General features: G+C 59.0%; 19 protein-coding genes and 1 tRNA gene. 15 read left to right on the forward strand and 5 right to left on the reverse strand.

Features of this window, described 5'->3' with window-relative positions:
* Positions 1 to 36: 36 nt before the first annotated feature.
* From AB4N73_RS03660 to AB4N73_RS03670, 3 genes are read left to right on the forward strand one after another with little or no spacing between them, the layout of a single operon-like run.
* Positions 37 to 1,446: a circularly permuted type 2 ATP-grasp protein gene (locus AB4N73_RS03660; RefSeq protein ID WP_056784066.1), complete on the forward strand. Its 1,410-nt coding sequence runs from the start codon at positions 37 to 39 to the stop codon at positions 1,444 to 1,446.
* A gap of 12 nt (positions 1,447 to 1,458) precedes the next feature.
* Positions 1,459 to 2,409 carry an alpha-E domain-containing protein gene (locus AB4N73_RS03665; RefSeq protein ID WP_016773788.1) on the forward strand — a complete coding sequence of 317 codons (951 nt, stop codon included), beginning with the start codon at positions 1,459 to 1,461 and terminating at the stop codon, positions 2,407 to 2,409.
* Positions 2,406 to 3,209 (forward strand): transglutaminase family protein, encoded by an 804-nt coding sequence (locus AB4N73_RS03670; RefSeq protein WP_056784068.1) that lies wholly within the window; start codon positions 2,406 to 2,408, stop codon positions 3,207 to 3,209. The genes AB4N73_RS03665 and AB4N73_RS03670 overlap by 4 nt, the downstream gene beginning before the upstream one ends.
* A 121-nt stretch (positions 3,210 to 3,330) precedes the next feature.
* Here the strand turns inward: AB4N73_RS03670 and AB4N73_RS03675 are convergent, their stop codons facing one another.
* Positions 3,331 to 4,152: a c-type cytochrome gene (locus AB4N73_RS03675; RefSeq protein WP_460143572.1), complete on the reverse strand. Its 822-nt coding sequence runs from the start codon at positions 4,150 to 4,152 to the stop codon at positions 3,331 to 3,333.
* A 577-nt stretch (positions 4,153 to 4,729) separates the two neighbouring features.
* Between AB4N73_RS03675 and AB4N73_RS03680 the strand changes: the two genes are divergently transcribed.
* The 3 genes from AB4N73_RS03680 to AB4N73_RS03690 all read left to right on the forward strand — a co-directional run bounded on the left by AB4N73_RS03680 (position 4,730) and on the right by AB4N73_RS03690 (position 8,924).
* A complete protein-coding gene (locus AB4N73_RS03680) occupies positions 4,730 to 5,935 on the forward strand; it encodes an acetyl-CoA C-acetyltransferase (protein ID WP_252877747.1) in 1,206 nt (401 codons plus the stop codon).
* A gap of 24 nt (positions 5,936 to 5,959) precedes the next feature.
* Entirely contained in the window at positions 5,960 to 8,104 is a 2,145-nt protein-coding gene (locus AB4N73_RS03685; RefSeq protein WP_460142924.1) for a 3-hydroxyacyl-CoA dehydrogenase NAD-binding domain-containing protein, read from the forward strand.
* 91 nt (positions 8,105 to 8,195) lie between these two features.
* Positions 8,196 to 8,924: an amidotransferase gene (locus AB4N73_RS03690; RefSeq protein WP_252877749.1), complete on the forward strand. Its 729-nt coding sequence runs from the start codon at positions 8,196 to 8,198 to the stop codon at positions 8,922 to 8,924.
* A 69-nt stretch (positions 8,925 to 8,993) separates the two neighbouring features.
* On the opposite strand, the gene AB4N73_RS03695 is transcribed toward AB4N73_RS03690, so the two are convergent.
* From AB4N73_RS03695 to AB4N73_RS03705, 3 genes are all read right to left on the reverse strand, one after another.
* A complete protein-coding gene (locus AB4N73_RS03695) occupies positions 8,994 to 9,965 on the reverse strand; it encodes a magnesium and cobalt transport protein CorA (protein WP_056784082.1) in 972 nt (323 codons plus the stop codon).
* A gap of 132 nt (positions 9,966 to 10,097) precedes the next feature.
* Positions 10,098 to 10,820, reverse strand: a complete 723-nt coding sequence (locus AB4N73_RS03700; RefSeq protein WP_460142925.1) for a 1-acylglycerol-3-phosphate O-acyltransferase — start codon at positions 10,818 to 10,820, stop codon at positions 10,098 to 10,100.
* 219 nt (positions 10,821 to 11,039) lie between these two features.
* Positions 11,040 to 11,729 (reverse strand): crotonase/enoyl-CoA hydratase family protein, encoded by a 690-nt coding sequence (locus AB4N73_RS03705; protein ID WP_252877751.1) that lies wholly within the window; start codon positions 11,727 to 11,729, stop codon positions 11,040 to 11,042.
* A 297-nt stretch (positions 11,730 to 12,026) separates the two neighbouring features.
* On the opposite strand from AB4N73_RS03705, the gene AB4N73_RS03710 reads away from it, so the two are divergent.
* The 6 genes from AB4N73_RS03710 to AB4N73_RS03735 all read left to right on the forward strand — a co-directional run bounded on the left by AB4N73_RS03710 (position 12,027) and on the right by AB4N73_RS03735 (position 15,356).
* A tRNA-Ser gene (locus AB4N73_RS03710) sits at positions 12,027 to 12,116 on the forward strand.
* A 431-nt stretch (positions 12,117 to 12,547) separates the two neighbouring features.
* Positions 12,548 to 12,802 carry a type II toxin-antitoxin system HicA family toxin gene (locus AB4N73_RS03715; protein WP_256811930.1) on the forward strand — a complete coding sequence of 85 codons (255 nt, stop codon included), beginning with the start codon at positions 12,548 to 12,550 and terminating at the stop codon, positions 12,800 to 12,802.
* Complete coding sequence (locus AB4N73_RS03720) at positions 12,799 to 13,131, forward strand: type II toxin-antitoxin system HicB family antitoxin (protein WP_423664445.1); 333 nt, start codon at positions 12,799 to 12,801, stop codon at positions 13,129 to 13,131. Before AB4N73_RS03715 ends, AB4N73_RS03720 begins: the two co-directional genes overlap by 4 nt.
* A 137-nt stretch (positions 13,132 to 13,268) precedes the next feature.
* Complete coding sequence (locus AB4N73_RS03725) at positions 13,269 to 13,700, forward strand: LexA family protein (RefSeq protein WP_460142926.1); 432 nt, start codon at positions 13,269 to 13,271, stop codon at positions 13,698 to 13,700.
* Positions 13,687 to 14,967 carry a Y-family DNA polymerase gene (locus AB4N73_RS03730; RefSeq protein WP_457263849.1) on the forward strand — a complete coding sequence of 427 codons (1,281 nt, stop codon included), beginning with the start codon at positions 13,687 to 13,689 and terminating at the stop codon, positions 14,965 to 14,967. The genes AB4N73_RS03725 and AB4N73_RS03730 overlap by 14 nt, the downstream gene beginning before the upstream one ends.
* Positions 14,968 to 15,035: 68 nt before the next feature.
* The gene (locus AB4N73_RS03735; RefSeq protein WP_016773801.1) at positions 15,036 to 15,356 is read left to right on the forward strand and encodes a YbjQ family protein; all 321 of its coding nucleotides are present in this window, start codon (positions 15,036 to 15,038) and stop codon (positions 15,354 to 15,356) included.
* Positions 15,357 to 15,411: 55 nt separating this feature from the next.
* Here AB4N73_RS03735 and AB4N73_RS03740 read toward each other — a convergent pair whose 3' ends face one another.
* Positions 15,412 to 15,690: a hypothetical protein gene (locus AB4N73_RS03740; RefSeq protein ID WP_056784095.1), complete on the reverse strand. Its 279-nt coding sequence runs from the start codon at positions 15,688 to 15,690 to the stop codon at positions 15,412 to 15,414.
* Positions 15,691 to 15,911: 221 nt separating this feature from the next.
* Here AB4N73_RS03740 and AB4N73_RS03745 point away from each other — a divergent pair, with 221 nt between their 5' ends.
* The 3 genes from AB4N73_RS03745 (at position 15,912) to AB4N73_RS03755 (ending at position 17,339) form a co-directional block, all read left to right on the forward strand.
* On the forward strand, positions 15,912 to 16,100 hold the full coding sequence (locus tag AB4N73_RS03745; protein ID WP_024012286.1) for a hypothetical protein: 189 nt from the start codon (positions 15,912 to 15,914) through the stop codon (positions 16,098 to 16,100).
* Positions 16,101 to 16,412: 312 nt separating this feature from the next.
* Positions 16,413 to 16,784 carry a hypothetical protein gene (locus AB4N73_RS03750; protein WP_016773803.1) on the forward strand — a complete coding sequence of 124 codons (372 nt, stop codon included), beginning with the start codon at positions 16,413 to 16,415 and terminating at the stop codon, positions 16,782 to 16,784.
* A gap of 135 nt (positions 16,785 to 16,919) precedes the next feature.
* A complete protein-coding gene (locus tag AB4N73_RS03755; protein ID WP_024012287.1) occupies positions 16,920 to 17,339 on the forward strand; it encodes a YMGG-like glycine zipper-containing protein in 420 nt (139 codons plus the stop codon).
* The last annotated feature ends 61 nt before the right edge of the window (positions 17,340 to 17,400 follow it).

The following is a 17,400-nucleotide window of genomic DNA, read 5'->3' on the forward strand; positions in this document are numbered from 1 at the left end:
GAAGGCCTGTATGTCCGGAGTGACAAGGAGTACGGCATGATCCGCACCTATTTTGACGAGATGTACGATGCCGGCGGCCTGGTCCGCCCGCATTACCGGGAATTTGCCCGCTGGCTGGCCGAGACGCCCGACGAGCTGCTCGCGCAGCGCCGCCGCGAGGCCGATCTGCTGTTCCACCGTGCCGGGATCACCTTCACGCTCTATGGCGACGAGCAGGGCACCGAGCGCCTGATTCCGTTCGACACCATTCCCCGCAGCATTCCCGCCAGTGAATGGCGGATCGTCGAGCGCGGCTGCATCCAGCGGGTCAAGGCGTTGAACATGTTTCTCGCCGACCTCTACCACGAGCAGCGCATCATCAAGGCCGGGATCATTCCCGCCGAACAGGTGCTGGCCAACGAGCAATACCAATTGGCGATGCAAGGTCTGGATCTGCACCGCGATATCTATTCGCACATCTCCGGCGTCGATCTGGTGCGCGATGGCGATGGCACTTATTACGTTCTCGAAGACAACCTGCGCACACCCAGTGGCGTCAGCTACATGCTCGAAGACCGCAAGATGATGATGCGCCTGTTTCCCGAACTGTTCTCCGCCCAGCGCATCGCCCCGATCGATCATTACCCCAATCTGCTGCTTGACACCCTGAAAAGCTCAAGCCCGATCGACAACCCGAGCGTGGTGGTGTTGACGCCGGGACGCTTCAACAGCGCGTTCTTCGAACATGCGTTTCTGGCGCGGGAGATGGGCGTTGAACTGGTGGAAGGCGCAGATCTGTTCGTGCGTGACGACAAGGTGTTCATGCGCACCACCGATGGCCCGAAAGCGGTCGACGTGATCTATCGCCGCCTCGACGATGCCTTCCTCGATCCTCTGGCATTCAACCCGGATTCGATGCTCGGTGTGCCGGGGCTGCTGTCGTCCTATCGCTCCGGCAACGTGGTGCTGGCCAATGCCATCGGCACCGGGGTCGCGGACGATAAATCGGTTTACCCGTTTGTCACCGACATGATCCGTTTTTACCTCGACGAAGAGCCGATCCTGAAAAACGTGCCGACTTGGCAATGCCGCAACCCGTCCGAGCTGTCCCACGTACTGGCCAATCTTGCGGATTTGGTCGTCAAGGAAACCCAGGGCTCCGGCGGTTACGGGATGCTGGTCGGACCGGCCGCGACGACGGCGGAAATCGATGCCTTTCGCGAGCGCATCAAAGCCAAACCCCATGCCTACATTGCGCAGCCGACGCTGTCGCTGTCGACCTGTCCGACCTTTGTCGAAAACGGCATCGCGCCGCGCCATATCGACTTGCGTCCGTTCGTGCTGTCCGGCCGCGAAACCCGTGTGGTGCCTGGCGGTTTGACCCGTGTCGCGTTGCGTGAAGGCTCCCTGGTGGTGAACTCCTCCCAGGGCGGCGGGACCAAGGACACCTGGGTAGTCGAGGATTGAAGGAAGCTTGCCATGTTAAGTAGAACTGCCTCGGATCTGTACTGGATGTCGCGTTACCTGGAGCGTGCGGAGAATCTCGCGCGCATGCTCGACATCAGTTATTCGCTGTCGCTGATGCCGCAGGACGGGCGCGGCGACGGTCTGCACGAACTCGCCATGCCGTTGCTGATCACCGGCACCCTGGACGATTACCTTGAACGCCACGGCGACCTGCACGCAGAGCGCCTGCTGCATTTCTTCGCACTGGATGCGGCCAACCCGGCCAGTATCTACAGCTGCCTTGGTGCAGCGCGGGCCAGTGCCCATGCCGTGCGCGGGCGAATCACTGCGGACATGTGGGAAAACATCAACGCGACCTGGCTGGAAATTCGTGGCATCGCCGAGCAGGGCCTGAGTCGTTATGGCATGAGCCGGTTCTGCGAATGGATCAAGGAGCGTTCGCACCTGTTTCGTGGCGCCTCATACGGCACGATCATGCGCAACGACGCGTTTCGCTTTATTCGTCTGGGCACGTTTATCGAGCGCGCGGACAACACGCTGCGCCTGCTTGATGCCCGTTACGAAATGGCCGGCGATCAGGCCGAAGCAGTCAGCGACGGCACGGCGCACGCCTATTACCAATGGAGTGCGCTGCTGCGGGCCTTGTCCTCATTCGAGGCCTACACCGAAATCTACCGCGACGCGCCCGGCGCCCGGCATGTCGCCGAATTGCTGCTGTTGCGCGCCGATGTGCCGCGTTCGCTGCGTGCCTGTACAGAAGAGATTGACCAGATCCTCGCGCAACTGCCCGGCGCCAACGGCCGCCCGGCACAACGCCTGGCGGCGGAAATGGATGCGCGCCTGCGTTACACCGGCATCAACGAAATTCTCGAAGAAGGCCTGCACGCCTGGCTGACCGAATTCATCCCGCTGGTGCGCCAGTTGGGCAACGCCATTCACAGTTCCTACCTGGAGGCTGCATGAGACTTTCCATAAGCCACGAGACCACCTATCACTACGAAGATCAGGTGCGCGCGAGCATCCAGTACCTGCGCCTGACACCCCACGACAGCGAGCGTCAGCATGTCCTCAGTTGGCAACTCGACCTGCCGCGTCCGGTGCGTGCGCAGCTCGATCCGTTTGGCAACATCCTGCATGTGCTGACCATGGACGAGCCCCACGAAGCGATCATCATTGGCGCCCGGGGTCAGGTCGATATCGACGAATTGCGCGAGGCCGAACATGAGAGCCAGTCGGCGCTGCCGTTCCTGCGCTTCACGCGCCTGACCGAAGCCGACGAAGCCTTGCGCGAGTTTGCCGCGAAGAACTGCAAGCAACGGCGTGATCGCACCGCGCTGATCGACTTGATGCACGGTCTGAATCAGCACATGAGCTACACGCCGGGCTCCACCGAAGTCGACACCAGCGCCGCCGAAGCTTTCGCCGGTCGGGCCGGGGTCTGTCAGGATCATGCCCACGCCTTCCTAGCCTGCGCCCGCAGTCTCGGCGTGCCGTCGCGTTACGTGTCGGGTTATCTGTACAGCGAAGATTGCGAGCATCTCGCCAGTCATGCCTGGGCGGAAGCGTGGCTGGATGACGCTTGGTACAGCTTCGACGTGACCAACCAGCTGGCGCGCCCGGAGCGACACCTGAAGCTGGCGGTGGGCCTGGATTATCTCGATGCCTGCCCGGTCCGTGGCATGCGCCGGGGCGGTGGCTGCGAGCAGATGCATGCGAAGGTGTTCGTCTCGCCGACACCGGTTATTTCCGTGCAGCAACAATAGATTCGGGATACCGCTATCGCTGCCAAGCCAGCTCCCACAGGATGACCGCTGATTCGAACTCTGCGCATACCCTGTGGGAGCTGGCTTGCCAGCGAAGAGGCCAGTAATAACACCCTAAGGCTTACGGCTTAACTTTGCGCCCGGCCATGTGCTTGAGATAGCCCACCAGCATTTCAAGATCGGTATCCGGCAATACCTCAGCAGAAAACCCCGGCATCTTCGCCTGCGGCCACTGGCGCAAACTCTGCGGATCGCGGATGTAGCGCTTCAAGAAATCCGCCCCGAAATACTCGGTCGGGCTATACGGAATATTCAGATCCGGACCGAACTGCGCGTCTCCGGCACCATTCAACCGGTGACAGGCCAGGCAGTTTTTTTGAAACAGGGCAAAACCCTGGTTCACCGGATCATCGGCCTTCAAGGCAGGATCGGGCAGCAGGGCAGGAAAGCGTTGGGCCACCGGCGCCATCAGCTTGATGCTGGCGACTTCGAACGGCCACTGTTCGGGGCTGATATTGCCCGCCTGCGGATCGGTCCAGACCAGATAGAACGGCCCGGCGCTGTGCTTGCCGGCAGACAGCGGTGGCCACGGCCGCGCCGGGTCCTCGATTGCCAGCCATGCTCGTGCGCCGTCCTTGTTCAGCAAGGGTGCAGCGGCCAGCTCTGCGGCAAAGCCATCCAGCGCCACCGCTTGCAAGTGATCCTCAGGTCTAACGCCCGTTAGCAAGGCGGCCAGCGGCACGGCCCGATAGGTCATGTCCTTCTTGTAGGAAACATCATTGTTGATCGTGAGAGTTTGCAGCTGAGGATGCTTGAGCAGCTCTTCGGTCTGCCAGGTGCGGCTGTTTGCGCCCAACTGCAGATCCAGTTGTGCGGCAGCCAAGGGCAAGCTCAGTAGCAAGGCACCGAGCGCAATGAGGGTTTTCAAATGATCGCCGTCCATGTCGTGGTAGTGCGCAAAGGTTGGCACAACCGCGCTGGCCCGGGTAGCGGGCCAGTCACAGTTTCAATGGCGACATACAGCACGCGACGTTTGAATCAGCCGATGACCTTGGTCAGATTCGGCAAGATCAACAACAGCGTCGTGGCGAAAAGAATGAGTCCTGCTTGACGTACTTTCGGTTGTTTGAACATGGCTTGACCGCCTTTATTGTTATTTCCTGATGCGTGCCTGACTGCATTTCCCTGACGGCACGCGTTGCACTTCCTGTTGAAGCACGCCCGTCTCGGCAAAACCCGACGACGATGGCGTACATGTTCACCTTAGAGCCCGCGTCACTCTTCGCTTAGATCCATTTCATATGGGGATCTTGAAAAAAGCTTTTAAAACGGCATGAGGCGTATTGCCAGCTTCTTTGCCGCCCGCTGGCTAGACAACTCGACGACCTGAACCGGTTCACCTGAGGTCCGATGACCGTCCGTCTGAGCGTGTGCGTCAAGCGCTTTGAGCAATGTGGTCATTGCTTGCCAGTCGGCGCAGGGCGAAAGTGAAGTGACAATAAATCAGGTTCGAGGACGTCATGACTGAAGCTTTGATTTTCGATGCGTTACGCACTCCGCGTGGCAAAGGCAAGGCCGATGGCGCGCTGCACAGCGTGAAGCCGGTCAACCTGGTGGCGGGTTTGCTGAGCGCTTTGCAGGCGCGCACCGCGCTGGATACCAGTCAGGTCGATGACGTCGTCCTCGGCTGCGTCACGCCGATCGGCGATCAAGGTTCGGACATCGCCAAGACGGCAGTGCAAGTGGCCGACTGGGACGTCAGCGTCGCCGGTGTGCAGATCAACCGTTTCTGCGCTTCGGGTCTGGAAGCGGTGAATCTTGGCGCGATGAAAGTGCGCTCAGGATTCGAGGATCTGGTGGTGGTCGGCGGCGTCGAGTCGATGTCGCGGGTGCCGATGGGCAGCGATGGCGGCGCCTGGGCACTGGACCCGCAGACCAACCTGCACAGCCATTTCACCCCGCAGGGCGTCGGCGCCGATCTGATCGCCACCCTCGAAGGCTTCAGCCGGCAGGATGTCGATGACTACGCACTGCACTCCCAGCAAAAAGCCGCACGAGCGCGGGCCGACGGCTCGTTCAACAAGTCGCTGGTGCCGGTGCAGGATCAGAACGGCATCATCCTGCTTGACCACGATGAGTTCATCCGCGCCGAGTCTACCCTCGAGGGCCTGGGCAAGCTCAAGCCGAGTTTCGAAATGATCGGGCAAATGGGCTTCGACGCCACGGCGTTGCGGGTCTACAGCCATGTGGAGCGGATCAACCACGTGCACACGCCGGGCAACAGTTCCGGGATTGTCGACGGTGCGGCGCTGATGCTCATCGGCTCCGAAGCCAAGGGCCGCGCGCTGGGGCTGCAGCCACGCGCGCGTATCGTCGCCACGGCCGTCACCAGCACAGATCCGACCATCATGCTCACCGGCCCAGCGCCGGCGACCCGCAAAGCCTTGGCCAAGGCCGGACTGCGCGTGGAGGACATCGATCTGTTCGAGGTCAACGAAGCGTTTGCTTCGGTGGTGTTGAAATTCATCAAGGACATGGCCGTCGACCCGGGCAAGGTCAACGTCAACGGCGGCTCGATCGCCATGGGCCACCCGCTGGGCGCCACCGGTTGCGCGATCCTCGGCACCCTGCTTGATGAACTGGAAGCGCGCAACTTGCGCTACGGCCTGGCGACGCTGTGTGTCGGCGGCGGCATGGGCATTGCCACCATCATCGAACGCCTCTGAGCCCCGACTTCAAGGAACCCTGTTATGAGCGAAGCCATTCGTTACGAAAAAGGCCAGGACGGTATCGTCGTGCTGACCATGGACATGCCGGGCCAGAGCGCCAACACCATGAACGCCGTGTATCGCGAGGCCATGGCCGCTTGCGTTGCTCGTTTGTCAGCGGAGAAGGACAGCATCGCCGGAGTGATCATCACCTCGGCGAAGAAAACCTTTTTTGCCGGCGGCGACCTCAATGAATTGATCAAGGTTGGCAAGCCCGAAGCCAAAGCTTTCTACGACATGGTGCTGACCCTCAAGGCGCAATTGCGCAGCCTGGAAACCCTCGGCAAACCGGTGGTCGCGGCGATCAACGGCGCTGCGTTGGGCGGCGGCTGGGAGATCTGTCTGGCCTGCCACCATCGCATCGCTGTGGATGATGCCTCGGTGCAACTCGGTTTGCCGGAGGTGACGCTGGGCCTGTTGCCGGGCGGCGGCGGGGTGGTGCGCATGGTGCGCATGCTCGGCATCGAAAAAGCCCTGCCGTACTTGCTTGAAGGCAAGAAGGTGCGCCCGCAACAGGCGTTGCAGGCCGGGCTGATCGATGACCTGGCAGCGAATCGCGATGAGCTGCTGGCCAAGGCGCGCGCGTGGATTCTCGCCAATCCGACGGCAGGGCAGCGCTGGGACGTCAAGGGTTACCAGATTCCTGGCGGCACGCCATCGAACCCGAAAGTGGCGCAGATGCTGGCGATTGCGCCGTCGATCCTGCGCGCGAAAACCCACGGCACCCTGCCGGCGCCGGAGAAGATTCTATGCGCGGCGGTGGAGGGCGCTCAGGTCGATTTCGACACCGCGCACCTGATCGAAACCCGCTACTTCACCGAGCTGACGACCGGGCAGATTTCGAAAAACCTGATCGGCACGTTCTGGTTCCAGTTGAACGAAATCAACGCCGGCGGTTCCAGACCGCAAGGTTTTGCGCCCTATAAAACCCGGAAAGTCGGTGTGCTCGGCGCCGGAATGATGGGCGCGGGCATCGCGTTTGTCAGCGCTTCGGCCGGTATCGAAGTCGTCCTCAAGGACATCAATCTCGCTGCTGCCGAGAAAGGTAAGGCGCATTCAGCGGCGCTGCTGGATAAAAAAGTTGCCCGTGGCCAGCTGACTGTCGAGCAGCGCGAGGCGGTGCTGGCGCGCATCGTTGCGAGCGAAAGCGATGGCGATCTGGCCGGTTGCGATCTGATCATCGAAGCGGTGTTCGAGGATCGCCAGCTCAAAGCCAAGGTATCTGCCGCCGCGCAACAGGTGGTGGGTGGCGACGCTGTCATCGCCTCCAACACATCGACCCTGCCGATCACCGGCCTGGCGACGGCCGTGCCCGATCAAAGCAAATTCATCGGCCTGCATTTCTTCAGTCCGGTGGAAAAAATGCCGCTGGTGGAAATCATCAAGGGCGCGCAGACCAGCGACGAAACTCTCGCTCGCGGTTTCGACTTCGTTCTGCAAATCAAGAAAACTCCGATCGTGGTCAATGACAGTCGCGGCTTCTTCACCTCGCGGGTTTTCGGCACATTCACCAACGAGGGCATCGCCATGCTCGGCGAGGGTGTCAGTGCGCCGATGATCGAGACCGAAGCGCGCAAGGCCGGGATGCCGGTCGGGCCGCTGGCCATCTCCGATGAAGTTTCCCTCAGCCTGATGAGCCATATCCGTCAGCAGACGGCCAAGGACTTGCAGGCAGAAGGCAAACCGCTGATTGAGCACCCGGCCTTCGCCGTGATTGACTTGATGCTCAATGAATTCAAGCGACCGGGCAAAGCTGCCGGAGGCGGTTTTTATGAGTATCCAGCGGGCGCGCAGAAGCATTTGTGGCCGGAGCTGAAAACGCGCTTCGAGAAGGCCGACGGACAGATCTCTGCGAAGGATGTGCGTGATCGGCTGTTGTTTGTGCAGGCCATCGAAACCGTGCGCTGTGTGGAGGAGGGCGTGCTGACCTCGACGGCGGATGCCAACGTCGGTTCGATCTTCGGCATCGGTTTCGCCGCGTGGACCGGCGGGGCGCTGCAGTTCATCAACCAGTATGGCCTGAAGGACTTCATCGCCCGCGCGCAGTATCTGGCCGAGCAATACGGCGAACGTTTTACCCCGCCAGCGCTGCTGCTGGACAAAGCGGCGAAAGGTGAAATGTTCTAGGGCGAGCGAGCATTTCGGGGCTTGCCTTGGCCGGGTGTTTCAGGGCAGGCTCTGGGTGTTCATTATTCCCATCACGTGTCAGGTATTTTTTATGTCGCTGCGCATCTGCATTCTCGAAACCGACATCCTGCGGCCCGAATTGATTGACCAATATCAGGGCTATGGGCACATGTTTCAGCGGCTGTTCTCGCAACAACCGATCGCCGCTGATTTCACTGTCTATAACGTGGTGAAGGGGAATTACCCAAGCGACGACGAGGCTTTCGATGCGTATCTGGTCACTGGCAGCAAGGCAGATTCGTTCGGCACGGATCCGTGGATTCAGACCCTCAAGACCTATCTTCTGAATCGCTACGAACGCGGCGACAAATTGCTCGGCGTGTGTTTCGGTCATCAATTGCTGGCGCTGCTGCTTGGCGGCAAGAGCGAGCGGGCCTCTCAGGGTTGGGGCGTCGGTACTCACAATTACAAGCTGGCAGCCAAGGCGCCGTGGATGAGCCCGGTACGCGAAGAGCTGACACTGCTGATCAGTCACCAGGATCAGGTAACCGAGCTACCGGAAAACGCCACGGTCATCGCGTCCAGCGATTTCTGCCCGTTCGCGGCGTATCACATCAACGATCAAGTGCTGTGCTTCCAGGGTCACCCGGAATTCATTCACGATTACTCCCGCGCGCTGCTCGATCTGCGCCAGGAAGCGCTGGGCTCGCAGATCTACAGCAAGGGGGTTGCGAGCCTAGAGCAGGAACATCATGGCGCTACGGTTGCGGAGTGGATGATGCGGTTCGTGGCGCACAAACCAGAAACGGCTCAACGCTAAAAGGGCCTGCTCCCACAATCCCTGTGGGAGCGAGCCTGCTCGCGAATCTCCGGGGCAACGCGGTCCCGGCTACAGCCACCCGGACCGCTTGAAGCTCGCCCACAAACTCACACACCCCACCGCAATAAACCCCAGCACTGCAAAATAACCGTAGTGCCAGGTCAATTCCGGCATGTTCTGGAAATTCATTCCGTAGATCCCCGCCACCGCTGTCGGGAACGCCAGAATCGCCGCCCACGCTGCAAACTTGCGTTGCACCACGCTCTGCCGTGATGCCTCAAGCAACACGCCAATCTCGATGGTCTGGCTGGCAATGTCCGCCAGCGTGGTCAGGTCTTCCATCTGCCGCGTTACATGAATCTGCACATCGCGAAAGTACGGGCGCATGTTCTTGTCGATGAACGGGAAACTGAGCTTTTGCAGCTCCTCGCCGATCTCCACCATCGGTGCCGCGTACCGACGCAAGCGCACCACATCGCGGCGCAGACCGTGCAGCTTTTGAATGTCGCGCTCGTTGAGGGCGCTACACAAGACGTTGCGCTCCAGCTCATCGATCTCGGCGTGGATCGCTTCGCCCACCGGCTGATAGTTCTCGATGACGAAATCGAGCAGCGCATAGAGGACGAAATCCTCTCCGTGCTCGAGCAACAGCGGACGCGCTTCACAGCGTTGACGCACATAGGCGTACGACGCGGAATGGCCGTTGCGTGCGGTAATGATGTAACCCCTGCCGGCGAAGATATGCGTTTCGATGAATTGCAAAACGCCGTTTTCGCGAACCGGTGAGTAGGTGACGATAAACAGTGCGTCACCAAAGGTTTCCAGTTTTGGTCGGCTGTGTTTTTCCAGCGCGTCTTCGATGGCCAGTTCATGCAAGTTGAACTGACGTTGCAGGTTGGATAATTCCTGTGCGTCCGGTTCTTCCAGGCCGATCCACACGAAGTGGCCGGGTTTGGCCGCCCAGGCAGCACCTTCGTCCAGCGCAATATTGGTGACTTTCTTACCCTCGCTGTACACCGCAGCAGCAACAACTCGACCCATGGTGGTGATTCACTTCTTCTTGGCAGATGGCAGGGAAACTAGGCTTCAGCTTAGCCGTGTCGCTGCTTGAGAGTCAGTGAAACTTCTACAGTTCACCCGGCAAAAGAAAACCCGCACGGGGCGGGTTTGGTTTCACGCGGCTTGCAGTTGCCGATCCATCGACTCGATGCACTCGCGCATCTGCTCGCGGCATCGCTCGATGAGCATGGGTATGTCGTCCATGGTCATTCCGACTGTAGGAATTGCCGGCAAGGAACGTATGAGAACGTTGCCGCTGCGCCAGCGATTCAGGCGCATGTGTTTGATATAGCTGCTCACGCACACCGGAACGATCGGCACGCCGGCGGCAATTGCCATCTGGAACGCGCCTTTCTTGAACGGCAACAGATCTTCACCGAGGTTGCGGGTGCCTTCCGGAAACACCCAGATCGAGGTGTCTTCGTTCTGCAAGGTGTGGGTCGTCGTCAGCATCGACTGCCGCGCCTTGTGCGCATTGCCACGGTCGATCAACACATTGCCGGCCAGCCAGAACAACTGGCCGAACAACGGCACCCACTTCAGGCTCTTCTTGCCGATACAAACGGTGCGACGAGGGACGACATTGCCGAACACGAACAGATCGTAGTTTGACTGATGGTTGGCGATGATCACGCAACTGTCAGGCTTGTTCATCAAACCGTTGACCTCGGACCTGACCCGCAAACGCAAGATACACATCGCCGGCAAAGCGTAGAGGCGGGCGCACAGTCGACTGTTGTCCGGGTTGAACGGGCGGCACAATCCAAGGATCACGCCGAGCACGCCGGCCAGAATAAAGTGCAGGCCCATCAACAACATACGAAACACAAACAGCATTTTTGCAGGCCCACCGGGACAAAAGGTGGCGCAGTGTACGGATGTGCACTGTTTTCGGCAATTGCCGCTATAGAGTCCGGAGATGGCCGATGTTTAAGCGCATGTTTCAGCGTTGCCTGTCAGGCGCGTCCTAGAGCTTTCAGCGAATCTTCAACGCTGAACGTAAGAAAAAGCCCGACCAAGGTCGGGCTATTCTCTTACCGGCAGATTTTGGACGAGTCAGCCCAGATGTTGCTGATCCTGCAGGATCGCGTCGTCGAGGGTTTCCAGCAGTTGCTTGCGCACTTTGAGCTTGGTGTTCTTGTGCGCCAGCATGTTGATCTTCTTCAACTGACGCGCGGCAGCCAGCGCGGCGCCCTGCAATTCTTCGGCAGTGACGACTTTGTCGAGGAAGCCTGCATCAACGGCACTTTGCGGATCGAACATCTCGCCATTGATTACCGAGCGATGGAAAGCCGAACGCCGCAAGCGGTCGCGTGCCAGCTCAATACCGGCGTGGTGCATGGTCATGCCAATCTGCACTTCGTTCAGGCCGATGCTGTACGGGCCATCGACACCGATGCGGTAATCGGCGGACAACAGCAGGAAAGCGCCCTTGGCCACGGCGTGCCCCGGGCAAGCAACGATCACCGGGAACGGGTGAGAGAGCAGGCGGCGGGCCAGGGTCGAACCGGCCGTCACCAGCGCAACGGCTTCTTTCGGGCCGGCGGTCATCACCTTGAGGTCATAACCACCGGAGAGAATCCCCGGCTGCCCGGTAATGATCACCACGGCGCGATCCGCCACCGCCTGATCCAGCGCCGCATTAAACGCCGCAATCACGTCCGGAGAAATCGCGTTGACCTTGCCATTGTTCAGGGTCAGGGTCGCGATACCGTCTTCGAGGTGGTAGGCAATCAACTCGCTCATGACGCTATTCCTTATTAGAAAGATGGGCAGACGTTACCCACCGCCGCAGGCCAGGTAAAGCGCCGTGACTGACCTGCCAGTCACCGTTTTGCGCTTCGGCCAGCGCTGCGCGCGTGTTGCCTGCTATAAAAGGAAGCGCACGGTTTACCCAAGATTGGCGGGTTTGCCATCGTCCGCTCTGGCTGAACGCAGCGGCCTCTCTTAAGCGCATGAAAATTCTGAAAAAAAGTTTGCCATCGGAAAAGCTTTCGACTACATTAGCGCGCCTCGACAGACAGAACATGTCTGCAGAGATACGGTGAAGTGTCCGAGTGGCTTAAGGAGCACGCCTGGAAAGTGTGTATACAGGAAACTGTATCGAGAGTTCGAATCTCTCCTTCACCGCCAAATTTGAAACGACTAAACCCCTGAAAACTTAGAGTTTTCAGGGGTTTTGCGTTTCTGAAAGCCAAAAAAGTGAATATCAAAAATAACCCGACTCAGTGTCGGTTTGTTTGTGCCTTGGATGGATGCGCCAAGCGCACAGCTCCCTTGAGCCCTTCACCTTTTCTCGCCAAGAATATCCGCGCTGATATAGCGGTGTCCCAATTCTGGTACTCGGAAAAGAGCACTGCCTGCTGGAAACGGAAAAGTCGCTCTTCCTCACACAACTCGCAGAATTCGCCTACAACCGCGCGTTGAGTCTCTCGTTATCCTGATGCAGTAACAGTCTGCAGCGATCCCATCAAGAAATACGTTTTCCGCAGAAAGCAGGCTTTCTCCTCGTAATTGCGGGTTGACCCAGTTGCCCTATTATCGCGGTATCATGATCTAATACCATGAACAACAAACAGCTCGGCACGCTTAAAGCTATTTTTTCAAGGCCGGTCCCAAATAACCTGGAGTGGGTTCGTATGGAATCCCTCTTCGGCGCAGTAGGCGCCCAGACCATCGAAGGCAGCGGCTCTAGAGTGCGTTTTGAATTGAACGGTGTGGTCGTGACGTTTCACCGGCCCCACCCAGACAAAGAAGCGAAGCCCTATCAGGTGCGCGACGCTCGGGCTTTCCTTGAGCAAGCAGGAGTCATCCCGTGAATGTAATGAACTACAACGGCTATGCCGCCCGGATTGAATACAGCGACGAAGACGGCCTCTTTGTCGGCCACATCGCCGGTATCAAGGACGTCGTTGGATTCCATGGAGAGTCGGTCGCAGAACTGCGAAACGCGTTTCAGGAGGCCGTGACTGATTATCTCGAAACCTGCGCCAGGCTCGGTCGCGCACCGCAGAAACCCTATTCGGGAAATCTGAGCCTGCGTTTGGCACCAGGGCTGCATGCGACGGTCGCTGTAAAGGCGCAGCTTGCTCACAAGAGCATCAATCAATGGGTTGCAGACGTGCTCGATCGTGAAGTCCACGCGTAGCCGCGAAATCCAATTTTCGGCAGAAGTTGTACAAAACCCTGTCACCCGTCGAAATCTCCTACACGCCTCATTGACCCCCCGAACCGTCCCGAGTTTACTGTATGCGCATACAGTAAATTCACTATCAGGTTCGTATCATGAGCGTCATCATCCTCGGCCCTTTGTCAGGCGCGGGCGAACAGCTTGCGCTGTATTCGTTTCGGATTCCCGCCGGTTTTCCTTCGCCGGCGGCTGATCACATTGAAAAGCACATCTCTCTGGACGAGGTTTTTGATATTCGTGCACCGCACGTTTATCTGGCGAAGATCGAAGGCGAGAGCATGCAGGATGCGGGGATATTTTGCGGTGATCTGGTGATTGTTGATCGCAGCCTGAATGCCGAGCACGGCGATATCGTCATCGCCGGTCTCAACTCCGAACCTGTCTGCAAGCGCCTGCACATGCGCGACAACACCATCATTCTTCTTTCGGCCAACAGCAAATACCCGCCTCGCTATGTGATGGAAGGGGATGAGCTGGTGATCTGGGGTGTGGTGACTTACAGCGTGCGCGACCATGGCAAATCGTGAGCAGGTTTTCGCGCTGATCGATTGCAACAGCTTCTATGCCAGCTGTGAGCGAGTGTTCCGGCCCGATCTGGCGAAGACGCCGATTGTCGTGCTGAGCAATAACGATGGCTGCGTGATCGCGCGCAGCTACGATGCCAAACCTTTTGTGAAAATGGGCGCGCCGTACTTTCAGATTCGTGATGATCTGCGCCGCCACGGCATTCAGGTGTTCAGCAGTAATTACGCGTTGTACGGCGACATGAGCGAACGGGTGATGACGATCATCGAATCCATGGTGCCGGCGGTCGAGGTTTACAGCATTGATGAGGCGTTCGCCGATCTCAGCGGCATTCCTGGGGACCTGACAGGTTTTGGCCGGACCATCCGCTCTGCTGTTTATAAGCGCACCGGCATCCCGGTCGGCGTCGGCATCGCCCCGACGAAAACGCTGGCCAAGCTCGCCAACCACACCGCGAAACGCCTGCAAGCGCATACCGGGGGCGTGGTCGACATCTGCGATCCGTCCAAACGCGACTGGGTGTTGCGCAATACCGATGTCGGTGAAGTGTGGGGCGTCGGACGGCGGATGAAAGCTCATCTGGAAAGCATGCAAATCAGAAGTGCGATGGACTTGGCGAAGGCCGATCCGTGGACACTGCGGCGCAAGTTCAGCGTGGTGATCGAGAAGACCGCGCGCGAACTGGGCGGCACATCCTGTCTGGAACTGTCGGAAACAGAACCGCCGAAGCAGGAAATTTGCAGCAGCCGCATGTTTGGCAACCGTTTGACTACCATTGAGCCGATCAAGGAAGCCGTTGCTACTTATGTGCATCGAGCGGCGGAAAAGCTGCGTGCGCAGAGTTCGCTGTGCAAAAAGATCCGCGTGAGTATCCGCACCGGCATGTTCAATCCGGAAGAGGCGAAGTACGCCAATGGCGCGCTGATCGAGTTGCCTTATCCGACCAATGATGTGCGATTGCTGAGCAAGGTGGCGAGCGAAGCGATCGATCGATTGTTCCGGCCGGGGTTCAAGTACAGCAAGGCTGAGGTGCTGTTGATGGATCTGCGACAGCCCGGAGAATTTACCGAAGACCTGTTTGCACAGTCCCAACCTCAAGCGGCGGAGAGGGTAATGGGCGTGCTGGACCAGATCAATCAGCGCTGGGGGCATGGAACGTTGCGAGCGGGGAGTGTGCCGGCGGATCCGGCCTGGGGCATGCGGCGGGAGATGATGAGTTCGAGTTTTACGACGAAGCTGGATCAATTGTGGGTCGTTAAATCCAATTGAGGCACGGGCCAGATCTGGTGCCGCGTTACAATCGCTGCCTTCACTTATGCAGTAAAGGGACGACTTTCATGATCATTTCCACCACTCATTCCGTCGAGGGGCGGCAGATCACGGCCTATCTGGACATCGTCAGCGCCGAGTCTGTGCAGGGCGTCAACGTGATCCGCGATATGTTCGCCGGCATGCGCGACTTCTTTGGCGGGCGGTCGCAGACGTTGGAGCGGGCTCTTAAAGAAGCACGCATTCAGGCCACCGACGAACTGAAAGATCGAGCGCGGGCATTGCAGGCTGACGCGGTGGTCGGCGTGGACTTCGAGATCAGCATGCCGGCAGGCAAGGGCGGCATGGTCGTGGTGTTCGTCACCGGAACTGCGGTCAAGCTGCGCTGATCATTGTGTTCAAGGCAAAGTCCACTCGCACAACGAATGGGCTTTTTCGCGTCAATCAGCCTTGTGGCTTGAGCAACACAGCGCCTCTTGAGTCATAGGTCAGCGGTGTATCGATGGCAACGAGGGGCGGCGTCCCGTCAGGCTGCGCCGATGGTGCGGGCTCGCTGGGATGGTAGACGACGCCCGGTTGCAGAAGCGGTTTGTCTGGGTATTTGATGGTGATTTCACCCGAGGCGATCTTTTCCTTGAGTTTTTCCGCACCGGCCTTGCCGGCAGCGATCTGCTCGTCCGTGAGTTTTACGACTGGCATGTTCGGGAATCCATTGATCTGCATGATCTCTCCTTGAGATTCATTTGTAGGAGTAAGGGCAGCGGCCGTTCGATGGAAATCTTTAGCGAATGATCGTTCACGACGCTTTTTTCCATTCGTCGGTGATCAGTCTTTCTGAACGGCAAGTCCAGTAGTGACCAGCTAGTCTCAAAAGCGCTGAGGGGCGATATTTTCCAGGCAAAACTGTTTTGTCGGTGTCGACCCAGTTGCGTAGGGGAGAGTCTATGTCAGGTCCATTTATCGAAGATGATGGCGCAGAGTTTTCATTCAACAATTGTGTGCGCTGCGGTCAGTCGGAGTATCAGTCGGGGTTTGGCGAGGATCCGGTGAGCATCGGCAAAATCAAATCCACAGCCCCCAAAGGGCCGAAAGCGAAATTCCTACCCAAGGTCACGGCAAGGACCAGAAAGTGATTTTATCCTGCACCCCGTCACTGAACGGGGTTTTTTATGTGCGCAAGAATAGGGGTTTGAAATCTCTGGCAAGCATTGACATTAATGTCGGTTTTTTTTCACAAACTTTTCACGTTGGCCAACGTAGTGTGAAGCCATCCGTTAGAAAGCAAGTCTCCAGCCCGTCTCCCCAGCGGGCTTTTTTTTGCCCGGCATAAAACCTTTTCCCTGATCGCGGTCCAAACGACGCTGTCGCCTGCGTCTGGACTTTCCTGGGCCGAGCGCATTAAATCCCGCTCCTTTTCGTCATCCCGTTTATTTGAGGTTTTCGTCATGCGTTTAACACTGCCTGCTCTGGTTCTTGGCCTTCTGGTTGCTCAAGGTGCGATGGCTGCCGGTGATGGCACCGCTGCGCTGGGCGGTGGCCTGGGTGGCGCGCTGGGTAACGTGGTCGGTCAGAAAATGGGCGGCAGCACCGGTGCCGCCATTGGCGCTGGCGTCGCGGGCGCAGCAGGCAGTGCCGTCGCCGCACGCAAGGGCAGCCGCACCAAAGCGGCGATCGGCGGCGGTGTCGGTGCAGCCGGTGGTTCGGTGATCGGCAACAGCCTGGGCGGCCGCAACGGCGCCACCATCGGCGCGGGCCTTGGCGGCGCGGCCGGCGGCGCAGTCGGCAGCAACCTGGGCAAAGGTCACAAGCGCCACTGAGACTGATGGCCTGTCAGAAAAAGCCCGACTCGATGTCGGGCTTTTTCATGGCTGAACGTTTCGTCAGAAATCATCTCCAATCTGCATACGCCCCGCTTGGGCGGACTGTCCCGATTCGGGAACTGCGAGGTTCATATGCGATTGTCATTATCTGCACTGTTTTTTGGCTTGGTCGTGGCGCAGGGCGCGATGGCGGCCGGAGACGGCACCGCTGCCGTAGGCGGTGGTCTCGGCGGTGCGCTGGGTAATGTGGTTGGCGGACAACTTGGCGGCAGTACGGGCGCAGCGGTCGGCGCAGGTGTTGGCGGCGCGGCCGGCAGTGCCGTCGGCGCGAACAAACGCAACCGCACCGAAGCCGCGATTGGCGGCGGTCTTGGCGCAGCAGGGGGCTCGGTCGTCGGCAACAGCCTCGGCGGCTCCACCGGCTCCGCCATTGGCGCGGGCCTGGGCGGCGCAGCAGGCGGCGCGGTAGGTAACAATCTTGGCGACGACGACGGCGGATCTCATTCCGGCGGTCACAAGCACAAGAACAAACACAAAAATAAACATCGCTGATTGATCAACGAAAACCCGGCCTGGCGCCGGGTTTTTTGTGTCTGGCCGTCAGGCAGAGGAA

Source organism: Pseudomonas sp. S3_B08 (assembly GCF_054667725.1).